The organism is Bacillus sp. FSL K6-2431 (assembly GCF_038005165.1).
Taxonomy (GTDB): domain Bacteria; phylum Bacillota; class Bacilli; order Bacillales; family Bacillaceae; genus Bacillus; species Bacillus pumilus.
Map to the genome: position 1 here is coordinate 1,825,594 of NZ_JBBOSQ010000001.1, position 14,678 is coordinate 1,840,271.

Annotated in this window: 14 protein-coding genes; 4 read left to right on the forward strand and 10 right to left on the reverse strand. The window is 43.6% G+C overall.

The genetic code is table 11. The annotated features are described in order from the left end of the window. Window positions 1-74: 74 nt before the first annotated feature. The 4 genes from MHH40_RS08910 to MHH40_RS08925 form a co-directional block, all read right to left on the reverse strand. The gene (locus tag MHH40_RS08910) at window positions 75-935 is read right to left on the reverse strand and encodes an alpha/beta fold hydrolase (RefSeq protein WP_106029660.1); all 861 of its coding nucleotides are present in this window, start codon (window positions 933-935) and stop codon (window positions 75-77) included. Window positions 936-1,046: 111 nt separating this feature from the next. Then, window positions 1,047-1,412: a VOC family protein gene (locus MHH40_RS08915; protein WP_003217104.1), complete on the reverse strand. Its 366-nt coding sequence runs from the start codon at window positions 1,410-1,412 to the stop codon at window positions 1,047-1,049. 100 nt (window positions 1,413-1,512) lie between these two features. Then, window positions 1,513-2,895 carry an amino acid permease gene (locus tag MHH40_RS08920; RefSeq protein ID WP_050943329.1) on the reverse strand — a complete coding sequence of 461 codons (1,383 nt, stop codon included), beginning with the start codon at window positions 2,893-2,895 and terminating at the stop codon, window positions 1,513-1,515. A gap of 66 nt (window positions 2,896-2,961) precedes the next feature. Beyond that, window positions 2,962-4,470: a class I adenylate-forming enzyme family protein gene (locus MHH40_RS08925; protein ID WP_106032908.1), complete on the reverse strand. Its 1,509-nt coding sequence runs from the start codon at window positions 4,468-4,470 to the stop codon at window positions 2,962-2,964. A gap of 261 nt (window positions 4,471-4,731) precedes the next feature. On the opposite strand from MHH40_RS08925, the gene MHH40_RS08930 reads away from it, so the two are divergent. Beyond that, entirely contained in the window at window positions 4,732-5,166 is a 435-nt protein-coding gene (locus MHH40_RS08930) for a MarR family winged helix-turn-helix transcriptional regulator (protein ID WP_050943332.1), read from the forward strand. A 165-nt stretch (window positions 5,167-5,331) separates the two neighbouring features. Here the strand turns inward: MHH40_RS08930 and MHH40_RS08935 are convergent, their stop codons facing one another. The 4 genes from MHH40_RS08935 to MHH40_RS08950 form a co-directional block, all read right to left on the reverse strand. Further along, entirely contained in the window at window positions 5,332-6,465 is a 1,134-nt protein-coding gene (locus tag MHH40_RS08935) for a zinc-dependent alcohol dehydrogenase (RefSeq protein ID WP_050943334.1), read from the reverse strand. A gap of 149 nt (window positions 6,466-6,614) precedes the next feature. After that, window positions 6,615-7,637, reverse strand: coding sequence for a quercetin 2,3-dioxygenase (locus tag MHH40_RS08940; protein WP_050943335.1), 1,023 nt, complete (start codon window positions 7,635-7,637; stop codon window positions 6,615-6,617). Window positions 7,638-7,717: 80 nt separating this feature from the next. Beyond that, on the reverse strand, window positions 7,718-8,290 hold the full coding sequence (locus tag MHH40_RS08945) for a TetR/AcrR family transcriptional regulator (RefSeq protein WP_233421694.1): 573 nt from the start codon (window positions 8,288-8,290) through the stop codon (window positions 7,718-7,720). 28 nt (window positions 8,291-8,318) lie between these two features. Then, complete coding sequence (locus tag MHH40_RS08950; RefSeq protein ID WP_050943466.1) at window positions 8,319-9,800, reverse strand: amidase; 1,482 nt, start codon at window positions 9,798-9,800, stop codon at window positions 8,319-8,321. A gap of 169 nt (window positions 9,801-9,969) precedes the next feature. Here MHH40_RS08950 and MHH40_RS08955 point away from each other — a divergent pair, with 169 nt between their 5' ends. Further along, the gene (locus tag MHH40_RS08955) at window positions 9,970-11,601 is read left to right on the forward strand and encodes a S8 family peptidase (protein ID WP_050943337.1); all 1,632 of its coding nucleotides are present in this window, start codon (window positions 9,970-9,972) and stop codon (window positions 11,599-11,601) included. 39 nt (window positions 11,602-11,640) lie between these two features. On the opposite strand, the gene MHH40_RS08960 is transcribed toward MHH40_RS08955, so the two are convergent. After that, complete coding sequence (locus tag MHH40_RS08960; protein WP_170966022.1) at window positions 11,641-12,180, reverse strand: DUF402 domain-containing protein; 540 nt, start codon at window positions 12,178-12,180, stop codon at window positions 11,641-11,643. A 115-nt stretch (window positions 12,181-12,295) separates the two neighbouring features. Here MHH40_RS08960 and MHH40_RS08965 point away from each other — a divergent pair, with 115 nt between their 5' ends. Then, window positions 12,296-12,499 carry a hypothetical protein gene (locus MHH40_RS08965; protein ID WP_050943339.1) on the forward strand — a complete coding sequence of 68 codons (204 nt, stop codon included), beginning with the start codon at window positions 12,296-12,298 and terminating at the stop codon, window positions 12,497-12,499. A gap of 45 nt (window positions 12,500-12,544) precedes the next feature. Here the strand turns inward: MHH40_RS08965 and MHH40_RS08970 are convergent, their stop codons facing one another. Further along, complete coding sequence (locus tag MHH40_RS08970) at window positions 12,545-13,093, reverse strand: GNAT family N-acetyltransferase (RefSeq protein WP_050943341.1); 549 nt, start codon at window positions 13,091-13,093, stop codon at window positions 12,545-12,547. Window positions 13,094-13,306: 213 nt separating this feature from the next. On the opposite strand from MHH40_RS08970, the gene MHH40_RS08975 reads away from it, so the two are divergent. After that, on the forward strand, window positions 13,307-14,521 hold the full coding sequence (locus tag MHH40_RS08975; protein WP_050943343.1) for a multidrug effflux MFS transporter: 1,215 nt from the start codon (window positions 13,307-13,309) through the stop codon (window positions 14,519-14,521). Window positions 14,522-14,678: the final 157 nt, after the last annotated feature.

Here is a 14,678-nt window from a genome sequence, read left to right on the forward strand (position 1 = left end):
CCGAAATAAAACATGGAGGTGTTTTTTCTATGGGGACAAGAGTGAGTTTCCCCCTCTGATCAGAGCTTTTTTCTTTAGTTCAAAAATTCGAGTATGAGTTTGTTCACCACTTCTGGTTTTTCATGATTGATCCAATGAGAAGCATCATCGACAAAAATTAGTTGTCCATTTGGGCAAATCTTCATCGTTTCCTTCGCCAGCTTTCTGCTTAAAAACTTGTCCTCCATCCCCCAGATCATGCGAACAGGTACTAAAATGCGCTTTGATATCGGCTTTTCAAAGCCGCCCTTTTTGATGGCGCGGTACCAATTCAGCATTGAGGTCATGGCACCTGGCTGCGTCCAAGCCAGCTTATAGCTTGATACATCTTCCTTCGTGAACAAATGGGGTCTTGCAGTCAGCCCAATGGCTTCATCCAGCTTTTGAAAGTGATTTTCCTGAAGAGCTGCCTCTGGCACATTCGGAAGCTGAAAGAATGCGATATAGGAGCTCTTCTTCCACTGCGGGGGATAAAATGGAAGAACCTTCATCATCACCCGCGGATGCGGCATGTTGACAATGATTAGTTTCTCTACATATTGAGAACGTGTGGATGCCAAATGCCAAGCAACTGCTCCGCCCCAATCATGACCACCCACAATCGCCTTTTGATTCGGACTAAGCGTCTTAATCAGCCCTACGATATCATCTCTCAGTTGATCTAATACATAGGATTCGATTCCTTCTGGCTTATCACTTAGATGGTAGCCCCTTTGATCAGGAACGACGACACGATAACCTGCCTCGGCTAGGGGCATAATTTGATTCTTCCAGCCGTACCAGAACTCAGGAAATCCATGTAGCAGTATAAGCAGCGGGCCATCCTCAGGTCCAGCCATTGCTGTGTGAAGTGTTACACCATTTGTTTGGATTGATTGAAATTCAATTTGCTCCATCCCTTTGCCACCTTTCTCCTTGTTCTTTATTCTTCCAACATAGCATATTTCCCATTTTTCAGAAAATAAAAGCACTCCCAAAAAAACCTTCACGAAGGTGAAGGTCTTGGTTTATTTCATATAATTCAGCACCCAGATCAACCCATTTTTGCGGTCCTGTACTTGCCCGTGAAGTGCGCCAAAGAACGTATCCTGTAATTCTACCAGTACATCTCCATCAGCTTCTAGCGCTTCATATACAGCCTTTAGTTCTTCTTCATTGTCAAACTGCATAATCAATCTGAGATTCTCGGGCTTTGGTGTGCGGTCAAACGTATCTGAAAAGTGAAGCAGCGATTCTCCAAGGTGCAGTTCTGCATGCAGCACACGGTCTTGATGTTCATTTAAAATATGAATATCACCGCCAAAAATCCCTTGATAATATTGAAGAGATTCCTTCACATCGTCTACCACAATATAAGGACTAACACTAATCATACCCCTCATCCTCCTCTTGTTCCGTCCATCTTCTCTTTTATAGCTTATCCCAAATCGTATGAAAAAAGGCACAAATCGTCAACGGATTTGCACCTTTTTCTCATGAAGATTTCGCTAATTCACTATGTTTGTTTGAATACGCTGCGTACATGACGACACCGATTAACAGCCAAACACCAAAGTAAAGCCACGTCCGGCCTGGTAAGTTGAACATAAGGAACAAGCAGCAGCCCATTGAAATAATCGGCAAGACCGGCACAAATGGAACCCGGAATCCCCTCTCAAGCTGCTGATGTGTCTTTCTCAAAATGAGGACAGATAAACTCACCATTGCAAACGTCAATAAAGCACCGATATTCGCTAAATTGGACAAGTCCTTTAAATCAATAAACCCTGAAATAACAGCTGTCATGCCGCCAATCATCCATATGCTTGCAACAGGCGTATCGCTTTTGTTTGTTTTCGAAAACACTTTCGGCAAAAGACCATCTCGTCCCATCGCATAGGCAATTCGAGTTGCTGCATAATTATTGGCGAAAATCACAGCCATCAATCCAATGACCGCACCGACAGAAATAATACCGGCTACACTATTTTGATGTACACTTTGCAAGACATAGGACATCGCCTCTGTGACATTCAGTTTTGTATAGTGCACCATACCTGTCATAATCAAACAAACGACAATGTAAATGATCGTGCAAATGAGTAATGAGCCAATAATGCCAATTGGCAGGTTCCGCTGTGGATTTTTCACCTCTTCTGCAGAAGCAGAAATCGCATCAAATCCTAAGAAGGCAAAAAACACAGCAGCAGCACCAGCAATGACGCCTTCTGCACCAAACGGCATGAACGGCTGCCAATTGGATGGCTGTACATAAAACCCGCCTACTACAATGAAAAGAACAATAATACCGAGTTTCACAAACACCATGATATTATTAAATTTTTTACTTTCCTTCGTTCCTCTAGATAAGATCCACGCAATCAGTAAGGCAATGATAATGGCTGGCAGATTCATATATCCGCCTTGTTCCGGTCCCGCTAAAAATTGATGGGGGATTGAAATCCCAAACCCCTCAAGCAAGCTGTTGAAATAGCTCGACCAGCCACTGGCGACAGCTGAAGCAGTCAGCATATAAACGGACAATAACGTCCATCCCATTAGATGCCCGACAAGCTCACCCATCGTTGTATATGAATAAATGTACGCACTGCCGAATACAGGCAGTGCTGAAGCCATTTCTGCATAGCAAAGTGCTGCCAAACTGCACACAATCGCTGCGATGGCAAAGGAAAAAATGACAGCCGGCCCTGCATCATTAGCCGCTGTAATTCCGGTTAACACCATGACCCCCGTGCCGATCACTGCCCCTATACCAAGGAGCGTGAGATCGAGCCCGCCTAGCGTTTTCTTTACCTTTTGCTGCCTGCTCTGTTCTAACAAATCGTGAATGTGTTTCTTACGTAGAATATGTCGCAAACCCTTTCCCTCCAAAACGTTAGCAAAACAAAAAATCATTCAAATTTCATTATAGCAGAATAGGTACTACGCATTCACAACCAATTCACGTAAATCTTTCTTCATGATTTTACCAAGCTTGTTTTTTGGCAGCTCCTGTGTGAAATGAATGGAGGGCACTTTGTAATCTGCCAAACGTTCCTGGCAATAGTTCACCACATCTTCTTCGCAAAAATCGACAGAATCGTCTTTTACGATATACGCACTTGGCACTTCACCATATAATTCGTCTGGCACCCCAATGACAGCTGATTCAATCACACCTGGAATTTGATCAATGACCTCTTCTACTTGGTCAGGGTAGATATTATCCCCACCGTACAGAATCACATCTTTGTATCTCCCTGTGATGAAAAGAAAACCGTCTTCATCTAGATAGCCTGCATCTCCCATATGGAACCAGCCATCTTTCAGCACCTTCTCTGTAGCGTCAGGCTGATGATAGTAGCCTAGAAAATAGAATGGGCTTCTCATAACGACTTCGCCAATTTCTCCAGCTGGCAATGTCTCCTCTGTCTCAGGGTGCATGATTTTCACTTCTACATCCGGATCCACTTTACCTGCAGAGCCCATTTTATCCTCGCCCATCGCTGGATGCCACGCACTCACAACCCATGCTTCGGTACTTCCATAGCCATGCATCATCTGAATGCCTACTTCTTTGTAATCTTTAATTAAGCGTACCGGTACCTTCGTACCGCCAGAAATCGCAATTTCAAAAGATGAGAGATCGTACGAACCGCGTTTCATTTCTTCTAGCATGTACGTGTAAGCTGATGGGAAAGCCATCATGAACGTAATTCTTTCTTTCTCAATCGTTTCTAAAATGCGCTTCGGTGTTGCATCATGTAAGAAGACAAGCGTATATCCTTCAATCGCAGCTGCGATCAGGTGATTAATCGAACTCATATGATACAGAGGGTGACTCGCCAAGTACCGTTTTCCTTTCAGATCGAATCCTCGATTCCCATGTCTTGTTAAAAATTGATAGATTCGTCCATGTCCGACCATACAGCCCTTTGGATTTCCCGTTGTCCCAGAGGTGAATAAAATCATCGCTAGATCCTCTTCTGATACCTCTTCAGCAAGGTTACTTCCATCATTTGAAGCCAACATGTCTTCAAACAGCTGTGTTGTATTCGCATTGGCACCGGATTCCACCATCAGACAATCTTCTAAAGACACATTCACTGCCGCAATGATGTCACGGAATTCACGGTCAAAAAATAAAGCCTTTGGCTCTGCTTTTTTCAAAATACCTTCCAGCTCAAAAGAAGTAAGCTGCCAGCTAAGCGGAACTGCGACTGCACCTGCTTTAATGGCTGCCAGCATAATCGTTGAAAAGTGATGATGGTTTTGACAAATAAAGCAAACACGGTCCCCTTTTCGAATCCCCTTTTGATGTAAGTAATGAGCGAGCTGGTCAATACGCTTTGCATATTCTTCAAATGTATAAGACACACCCCCGCCAGTTACCGCTTCAATTTGTGAAGAGCGTTCCATTCTGTCGTTAAGTAATGCCTGTAATGTATTCAATATCTTCATCTCCAAACGTTTGTTTTACAATAGCCAATTTCCAGTGAATGGGTTGGCAGATTTTATCTCATTCACATTCTAAAATAAAACCAGCTGAAAGTAAAATCATTTCAATTTGGAATTGTTCTTTATATTAATTGATAATATAGGTAATTTTATAGCCGTCTTCCATTTTGGTTTAAATGATGATAACTATTATGATAAGATAGACCTAGTAATTGATCGGAAAATGCGAATGCAATAGGAAAAGAGGTATGGAGAATGCAACATTTCGAGCTAGAGGCAAGTTTATTAGACCATGCGCTGACAAAGTATTTAAAGGCGACGAAACAAATAGATGAAGAGAACATTCCGAAAAACGTCACGAATGTGAAAGGGTTTATTTTACGCATCATTTATCGTCATCAATCATGTACTGTGAAAAATATTCTGCAGGAAGTTTCATTATCTCCCTCTGCAACAACAACCGCTCTCAATCACTTAGAAGATGAAGGGATGATTATCCGCTCTCGAAATAATAATGACCGCCGCACTGTATGGATTGAACTCTCTGAATCAGGTGAACAAATTGCAAAACAAATGATCGACAACCGCCAGCTGCTTGTCAATCAGCTGTTCAACCACCTTTCAGAAGAAGATAAAAAAACATTTTTTGAATTAATCGAAAAAATGATGGACGAGCCATTAAAGGCTTAGGAACATTCCTAAGCCTTTGTCCTCTTTTCAACCTTTGCAGTCTAGGAAGGACGAGTACCGGAGCGGAGCGAATTTAGATTCGTGAGCACCAGAACGCAGACCTGACACCGAATGCGAGGGTTTGTCTACACGCTGAGGCTTAGGAGAATTCCTAAGCCTTCTTTTTTATGGCTTTAAGATGACCTTTATACAATCATCCTTCTTATCATTAAATATGTGATATGCATGAGCGGCATCATCTAACGGCAATTGGTGTGTGATGATCGCTTTAGGATCAATTTCACCGGTTGTCACTTTTTGATAGAGCTTTGACATGTAGCCTCTCGCCGGGGCCTGCCCCATTTTCAGGGTGACGTTTCTTGCGAAAAAGGCACCTAATGGGAACATATTATATAGGCCGCCGTACACACCCGTCATCTGCACCGTTCCACATTTACGGACGGCTTTTGTGGCAATTTGAATCGGTCCGATCGTTCCACCTTGTAGCTTAAGTTTCTGCTCAATTTTTTCAAGCGGCGACTTCTTCCCGTCCATTCCCACACAATCGATCACAACATCGGCTCCACCTTTGGTCAGCTCCTTTAACGTTTCTCCCATGTCTGGGTCTTCTGTAAAATCAAATACTTCTACGCCGCTCATTCGTTTTGCATGTCGCAGACGGTAATCAATGTAATCGACCGCAATCACACGGTCTGCCCCTTTTTGCCATGCAAATTGCTGTGCCATTAACCCAACAGGTCCACAGCCTAACACAATGACCGTATCACCTTTTTTCACACCGGCGTGCTCCACGCTCCAATAAGCAGTTGGAAGAACATCCGATAAGAACAGCAATTGTTCATCCTCCAGCTCACAATCATCTGGGATCTTAAACGGAGTGTAGTTCCCAAAAGGCACGCGTAAATATTCTGCCTGTCCTCCAGGGTAGTTCCCATATTTCTCACTATATCCAAAAAGTCCACCCGAATCGTAGTGCGGGTTTGAGTTGTCGCATTGGCTTTCTAAGTGGTGATGACAATATTGGCATTGACCACATGCAACGGTAAATGGAATAACGACACGGTCTCCCTTTTTTACTGCCGTGACATCCGGGCCAACTTCCTCCACAATCCCCATTGGCTCATGCCCAATCACATAGCCGATTGGAAGCGGGAAATTCCCCTGATACAAATGTAAATCAGATCCACAAATTGCTGTTGATGTGATTCGAATGATCACATCTTCCCGATCTTGAATAGATGGCGCATCTACTTTCTTCACTGCAATGCTATTTTTCCCCTGATAAGTAACAGCTCTCACATGCATTTCCTCCTTTAGCGAAAATCATCTGTACATAGCTTCACCTTGAATGGATGGTTCATGCATCAGATCAGGATTATTAAAAAACAAAAAAGCCCGTCGATCGGTTCGACAGGCACTTATACAATCATGTGTAACGCGTTACCTATTTATCCTTTTTCAATAAAGACCAAATCATATTGAGAGGAAGTCTCTCGATCAATCATCAAGTTCCCTTCTTGAATAAAATAAGGACATATACTCGGGCTTTGTGATTCTTCAAACTGCTCATACAACTGCTCAATCTTTCCAGGAAGCAGCAATAGCAAAAATTTATTAGAATGGGACACGAGTTCAGAAGAGTGAATTGTATCCGGCGGTATATAGGCAAAGTCACCCGGCATCAGGCATATATCTTCTCCGTTCAATTGCAGATTCATTTTTCCCTCAACGCAATAGAGTGCTTCTGTATGTACTTGATGATAATGCGGAGGAAAATACTTTCCCTTCGCGCCTTCAATCACAAAATGACTGAACCCGCCTCCAGTTGTTTCTGTTGTTGCGATCAGCTCATGAAGCTGACCATCAATAATGTATTGCTTCCCTTCACCAGCCTCTAATACGTAGGGCTGCACCGCCTGAGGGAGCTGACTATGAAATAAAACGGAGGGCTTAGTTGTATTTGACAGCTGCCGGATACCATGCATCAATATGATATCGCTTTCTTTTTCAGCTTGTTCAAAGCTGTCTGCATCGAAAGCATGATCGGTCATCGGCCATTCGTTCCGCTGAAGCCTTTTCCCAATTTGCTGATAGACATCTGTCATTTGTCCGCCCAACGTATATGAAATAAATCTTGTTTTGTGACTATGCATTCTGTAGCCATGGATCGTTTTGGGTGGGATATGAATATAATCGAAGGCTGTGACCATATATTTTTTACCGTCCAAGATCACTTCAAGCTTTCCTTCCAGCACAAAAATGGTTTCAAATAAGTGCTCATGACAGTGAAGTGGAAAATAAGCTCCTTTCCCACCTGTGATTAAGACAAGCTCAAACAGCTGATTCGTTTGATTTACTTCTGCCAGCACATGAACAAGCTGATTTTCCAGCCCATACAGTTTCCCTGAACCAGACACGGTATAAAAAGAGGTTCCTTCGGATTGCTTGATCGATTGCGGTTGCTCCGACATCCCATCACTCCTCATGACTAATTGACTATCTTTATTATATAGACCAATTGATATAATAGATAGACAATATGCGAGAGATTTTACTCTTCTCGCATAAATAAGTGTCTAAGGTAACATTTCACATGTTCTAACGGGGTCGTTTGTTTGAGTGCGGTGGTCATCGATAGACCCCCAATCACCATTGAATGAAGGAGAGAAGCCAGCTCATCCGCTTTGTTTTCTTCATATCCGCTGTTCATGAGCTTTTCTTTCACAAGCTTTTGCCAGCGGATCATTTCTTGTTTACATGCAGTATGAAGCTGCGTATGTTCTGGCTTGGATTCTGCCGCCAGCAAGACAATTGGAATCCCTCTTTCATTTTCTTGCTCCGTAAATCCCCGGATGATGTTTGTCATAAAGCGGTCGATGGCGATATAAGGATCATCCGAATAGGCAAAGCTTTCTTCAATTCGATTGATGACCTTTTGACTAATATATTCAACGGCTGCTATGGCTAGCTCTTCTTTTCCGTTTGGAAAATAATAATAAAGAGATCCTTTAGGCGTGCCGCTCTCTCTAATGATTTGATTCAATCCTGTCGCATGATACCCCTGTTTGCGTAAAAGAAGTGCGGCCGTTTGAATAATTCTATCCTTCGTACTCACGTGTGACACTCTTTTCCCTCCATAGACAAATGTCGTTTCAACGTATGAGTTGATTTGTTCCTTTCCAAATCGAGGATGTCTCCATCTCTGCTGCAAGCCGAAGCAGCCAATCCTCTTTCCCCTTAGGTGCTGTGACCTGTACCCCTAAAGGCATGCCCGCCTTAGTGAGATGAACAGGAACGCTCATAGAAGGCTGACCCGTTAAGTTGGCAAGCTGTGTAAATGGTGTGTAGGTCAGACTCTTTAAGAACATGTCATAAATGAGATCCTGCTGCGCTTGCATTGAGAGAGATGACACACGTAAAAGTTCTGTGATTTCTTCTTTCGAATGCATCAACTCACCAACCTTAGGAGCTGAATAGGCAGTCGCTGGTGTCACAAAGAGATCATAGGTTTGATGAAATGACGCCATTTGTGCAGCCGCCATATCCCATGCATCAAGACTTTCTGTGTAAGCAGCAGCGGTTACATTCTTGCCAGCCTCTGCCAACACCCATGCCACGATGTCTGTTTCCTCCGGATTGACTGGACGTCCTAATGAACGATTCAAGGACGTGAATAGCGCAGACATTTCTCCGCTGTTCATGACGTAGTATTGCTGCATCAGATGAATTCCATCGATTGCAGGCCTTGCTTCTTCTACTTGGTGACCTTGATCACTCAGCCATTTCACTGTTTGCTGCACCGCCTGCTTCGCTTCCTCACTGACCTTCGTACCAACTGGAGATTCTACACTGTAAGCAATTCGCATAGAAGATGTACGTTTCACTAGATCTTCTTGATAGCTGCCGTCGTATAATGGCGTTTGGAAAGCCGCTTCAGGCTGAATGACTTGAAGTAGATCAAGAAGGGCTGCACTGTCCCGCACTGTTTTTGTAAGTGTAAAGTCAATGGATGCCCCTTGCCACTGCCTTCCTGCGCCTGGTCCTACCGGTGTTCTTCCTCTTGTTGGTTTGAGACCGAACAAACCTGTAAAGGATGCTGGAATCCGAATGGACCCTCCACCATCACTTGCTCCACCAGCAGGTACGATGCCGCTCGCAACAGCTGCTGCCGTCCCGCCGCTTGAACCTCCAGGAGAATAGTCAGGATGCCAAGGGTTCCTCGTTGGACCATGTAAAGCAGGTTCTGTTACATTTCTTAATCCGAATTCTGGTGTGTTTGTATGTCCCATCATGAGAAATCCAGCCTGCTTCAATCGCTGGACAAAGTGGGAGTCCGTTTTTGCCTTTACATCCTTTAATAATGCAGCTCCTGCTGTCAGCGGTTCATTTTCCAGCCCTTGCGATATATTTTTCAGTACAAATGGAACGCCCGCAAACGGCTGATTCGTATGTAATGTCTTGATTTCTTTTAATACTTGATCTTGTCTTGTCTGAATCAACGCATTTAGTTCAGGATTGACCTCATTCAATCTAGCAAATGCAGCTTGTACAAGCTCGTCTGGCGTTACCTGCTTATTCCGTACAAGTGCCGCCAAGCCAATCGCATCATACGTCATATACTCTTTTACGTTCATCAGCATATCCTACTTTCTCTTATTATGTTCTCTCTATTGTCTACTAGATTTGTATGAATTTCAATTTCAGGTTACTTGTAAAAAAAACTTTCTGACAAACAATATGATTCTTCTAACCATCCTTCTCATTTCTCCGATATAATAGAGAAAAAAAGACGGAGGTCATCGTATGCAAGGGGCTATCGCCTTGAAAAAGAAAATATTCGTAGTCATCGCGTTTCTTCTTGCGTTGACAACTGCCTTGCCTTACCAATCGCAGGCAGCTGCACCGCCAAAAGAAACAGATGTCATCATCGTCTATAAAAACCAAAAAGGAAAGCAAACAGCGATTGAAGAAAGTGAAAAAGTGAACGCACAGTACATACATCTTCCCGCTGTCGCTGTGACAGCAGATGAACAAGCGGTCACGTCACTCAAAAAAGACCCTAACATCGCGTATGTCTCAAAAAACATAAAGGTCAAACTCGCTTCTTCTACGATGAAAAAAACCGCTGCCTCTACGAATCAGGATGCATTGGTTCAAAAATCTTACAACCTGCAAAAGCTGAATGTAAAGCAAGCGATAAAAGAAGGCGTCACGGGGAAAAATGTGAAGGTAGCCGTTTTGGATACTGGTATTTCTCCCCATGAGGATTTAAAGATATCCGGCGGTAAATCATTCGTGAACTACACTTCCTCCTATAAAGATGATGAAGGACACGGCACACATGTCGCAGGAACGATTGGTGCCCTCAATAACGATTACGGCACAGTCGGCGTCGCTTCTGGCGCGAAGCTGTATGCTGTGAAAGTGTTAGATAAAAAGGGAGAAGGCGACTTGTACAGTCTGCTTCGAGGAATCGATTGGGCCATTAGCAACAAGATGGATATTATGAATTTAAGTCTAGGTTTTGAAGACAATATCCCTATTTTGCGTTCAGCAGTGGATGAAGCATACAAAAGAGGACTGCTTGTGGTCGCTGCAAGCGGGAATGATGGGAAGAAGAATCATATCAGCTATCCTGCCGCCTACAATAGCGTCATTGCCGTTTCTGCAACGACGGACAAAGACAAACTCGCTTCTATCTCAAATACAGGGAAAGGTATTGAATTTTCTGCCCCTGGTCAGAACGTCATCAGCACTTATTTAAAAAATGAATATTGGTATGCAACTGGTACATCACAAGCCGCACCGCATGTCACAGGCATGCTGGCACTGTTGAAGCAGCTTCATCCGAAGAAAACAAATGTTCAGCTTCGCACCTTATTGCGCAGCTATACAGTGGATCTTGGCGCAAAAGGAAAGGATCCACAATTCGGCTATGGCCGCGTGCAATATATAGCACAATCAAGCTTTTTGAAGGCTGCGACTAGCGCTGTCAAAACAGCCGAAACTTCTAAAAAGCAGGCAGATGTCAATCAAGCCAAAACGAGAATTGGCCGACTCACTGCAAGTAAGCAAAAAACAGCACTCACTGAACGGGTGAAAAAGGTACAAGGAACCATTGATATCCGCTTGGCACGTGCAAAGGTTCAAACAGCCGAAAAAAGCAAAACACAAGGCGCCATTAAAAGCGCACAAGCGGCCATCAAAAAGTTAAACAAAGGCAAAGAAAAAACAAGCCTGCAAAATCGGCTCGACAAAGTCAAAAAACAGGTCGCCTATCAAAAGAAAGTGACAGACGCCAAACAAAAGGTCAAAAAAGCGGAAACCAAACGAACGAAGAAAACAAAAGCAGCGGCGCAATCCGCTGTCAAACAGCTAAAAGCTTCTAAAACGAAAACCAGTTTACAAAAACGATTAAACCGTATCAAGGTGTAACAGAAAAAACGATTCCTCGCTGAAAGGAATCGTTTTTTTCTATTTTAACAGCGGTGCAAACAAGCTGTGATGATATTTTCCATCAACATCTGCCCTCACTTGATCAAGTATGTTTTCTAACGAAGCCATCACACTCTCTAATGCTCGGTGCACTGAACCTTGTTCAAAATCCACTAAACTCTCTGGCAACTCATCTTCATCCAATACAAAAAAATCACCATTCGGAAGAACGAGAAGATCAACAATGAGGTCTTCAAACATGACCAGCTGGCCGTTGAACGATGTATTCCCCACAATATTAAAATAAGAACCTAGTTCCTTCCCTTGATCATCTCTCCAGAAATACATATTGTAAGGACGATCCTTCCAATAATAAGCGGTCGTATAGCTCCCTTTTGGAATCGTCAGAGCACCATCACCTGCCCTCATCGTAAACGTGTCTTCAATCTTGTGAAACAGCACAGCCTGCTGTCCCTGTGCGTCTAACAGCTGACACGTATGTTCCACAATCTTCTGATCGTATTTGATTTTTCTCTCGATTACTTCATCCCACCGATCCGCATGTAGCGAAAACACCATGTCACAACTCCCTCTTGCATCTAGATTCTCTCTTTCCAGTATACACCGATTTTTTTTGAAAAAATAAAGGGTTGCTGCATTCACATATGGAAGACCTATTGATGAGGTGAAATAAATGAACGGAATCACGATTCTTGAAAACCTTACACAGCTTGGACAAATCATCCTCATTTTTTGCGGCTATGCCCTTTATTGGCGGCTGGTGAAAACGAAGAGAGAACGAAAGCTTTCTCCTTATGAGCGCATGTTAAAATTCTTTGTTATGTTCGGTTTAATCTCGTGGGGGATATCATATTGGGCGCTTATACTGTGGGCGTAAATAAAAAAAGAAGAGCTGTCCATCGAGGACGTGCTCTTCCTTTTATTATGCGTGATGTGATGAACCAGCTGGTTGTTCTTTCTGGATGACATATTGATAGCTTTTAACATGCGTCCCATTTTGATTCACAAATTCTTTATCTAGTGCACGCTCAAAGCCCATTCTTTCATAAAGACGAATGGCAGCCTGCATTTTATCAGAGGTATGAAGGTACAGAACATTTTCGCCCCATGATTGCGTGAGCTCAATACTTTTACGTAACAATGACTCTGCAATTCCTTTTCCTCTGACATCGGGATCTACTCCTAAAAACCGGACGATGGCTGATGTAATGCCCATTTCGGGTTTGTCATACGCTTGCTCTGATGATCGGAACATTTGAAGCGTCCCTACGACCTGACCTTCAAGCTCCGCCACAAGCATCAGCTCCATGTTTGGATTATCTACAGCTGCTGCAAGCGCAGCAGAATAATTTTGCCAGCCTTCCTCTGTAAATTGAGGCTCATACTGTGAATAGGATTTGATTAGTACGTGTCTAATGGCCTCATGATCTTCTTTGACTGCTTGACGAATGATCAGCTCTTGCTGCTCCATGTCAGCACCTCCTGTTGTTTAATTGCCAGATATACGTATCATGCAAATACTGCATGTCGATGACCTTGTTCTTTTCTCTACTCATTCAATGTAAAGAGTCTCCTTCGAAAGATCAATTATTTTGCACGGAATCCTCTTTGAAAATTTCCATTGAAAAGGGACGCTCGATTCATTATGCTGTTTTGAGGAAGTATACGAGGAGTGTAATGTCATATGAGTTCTTTATCTTATCCCCAAGAATCGAAAAAAAACCGATTTCTCCTTGCTGCATTGCTTGGTTCTTTAACCGCCCTTGCACCGCTTGCAATGGATATGTATTTACCTGCATTGCCTCATATTGCACGAGATTTTGAAGCAAGCACTGCTTTGTCCCAATTAAGTCTGATGGCTTGTCTGATTGGACTCGCGCTTGGACAACTGATTGCAGGTCCTATTAGTGATACGATCGGCAGAAGAAAACCGCTGATGATCGGCTTAATCATTTTTATCGCCGCCTCTCTTTTATGTACGGTGGTCTCGTCGATTTGGATGTTCATCCTCTTAAGATTGATTCAAGGACTCGCCGGTTCAGCAGGCATTGTCATTGCACGAGCCATTGTGCGAGATCATTATGAAGGATCAGAAATGACGAAATTCTTTGCACTGCTCATGTTGGTCAACGGGGTTGCTCCGGCAGCGGCACCTATTGTGGGCGGACAGATGTTACGCTTTACCACATGGCAGGGTGTATTTGTTCTATTAGGCATCCTCGGGGCCTTGATGCTGCTGAGATCTATTTTTTCACTTCAAGAAAGTTTACCTACGGAGCGCAGACAGACAGGAGGCTTTCAACAGATTGTAAGTGCCATGAAAATTTTAGCGAGTGATCGTCTCTTTGTAGGGTATGCCCTCTCGCAAGGTCTTGTATTCGCAGCGATGTTTGCTTATATTTCTGGCTCACCGTTTGTGCTTCAGGAGCTTTTTCACCTTTCTCCACAAGGATTCAGTGCTGCCTTTGCAGTGAATAGTCTTGGGATCATCACAGCTGGACAAGTATTTGCCCGCGTCGCTGCTAAAATCGGCGAAGAGAAGGTTCTTCGCATTGGGTTGCTGACAGCTGCCTTAGGCGGCATCACCTTATTTTTGATGATCTCCATTGATGCTGGATTATATGGCATTCTCATTCCGCTCTTTTTTGTGGTCTCAAGCGTTGGAATTGTCGGCACCTCTGCCCCGTCTCTTGCGATGCAGCATCACGGCGCACATGCAGGAAGTGCGGCTGCCCTGATCGGTGTGGCACAAATGCTGCTAGGCGCCTGCATGACACCTCTTGTCGGACTAGCCGGAAGCCAAACAGCCTTTCCAATGGGCCTGATCATTATGCTTTGTGAACTAGGTGCACTTTGCTGTTATTTCTTCTTTGTAGCCAGAGCAAAAAAACCCGCATAAGCGGGTTTTTCAGATTGTTGACAAAGGGCTAAAATGATCTTGATTTTAGCCCTTTGTCTTCTTTTCAGCGTGATAGAAAACCTTTGAAGTCTAGGAAGGACGAGTACTGGCGCGGAGCGAATTTGACATTCGTGAGCACCAGCACGCAGGACTGACA

Coding starts and splice junctions, on each gene's coding strand:
- MHH40_RS08965 (WP_050943339.1), top strand. CDS start 12,296: ATGAACGGAATCACGATTCTTGAAAACCTTACACAGCTTGGACAAATC.
- MHH40_RS08915 (WP_003217104.1), bottom strand. CDS start 1,412: ATGATTAGTGTTAGTCCTTATATTGTGGTAGACGATGTGAAGGAATCT.
- MHH40_RS08970 (WP_050943341.1), bottom strand. CDS start 13,093: ATGGAGCAGCAAGAGCTGATCATTCGTCAAGCAGTCAAAGAAGATCAT.
- MHH40_RS08975 (WP_050943343.1), top strand. CDS start 13,307: ATGAGTTCTTTATCTTATCCCCAAGAATCGAAAAAAAACCGATTTCTC.
- MHH40_RS08940 (WP_050943335.1), bottom strand. CDS start 7,637: ATGTCGGAGCAACCGCAATCGATCAAGCAATCCGAAGGAACCTCTTTT.
- MHH40_RS08960 (WP_170966022.1), bottom strand. CDS start 12,180: ATGGTGTTTTCGCTACATGCGGATCGGTGGGATGAAGTAATCGAGAGA.
- MHH40_RS08930 (WP_050943332.1), top strand. CDS start 4,732: ATGCAACATTTCGAGCTAGAGGCAAGTTTATTAGACCATGCGCTGACA.
- MHH40_RS08955 (WP_050943337.1), top strand. CDS start 9,970: ATGCAAGGGGCTATCGCCTTGAAAAAGAAAATATTCGTAGTCATCGCG.
- MHH40_RS08910 (WP_106029660.1), bottom strand. CDS start 935: ATGGAGCAAATTGAATTTCAATCAATCCAAACAAATGGTGTAACACTT.
- MHH40_RS08950 (WP_050943466.1), bottom strand. CDS start 9,800: ATGAACGTAAAAGAGTATATGACGTATGATGCGATTGGCTTGGCGGCA.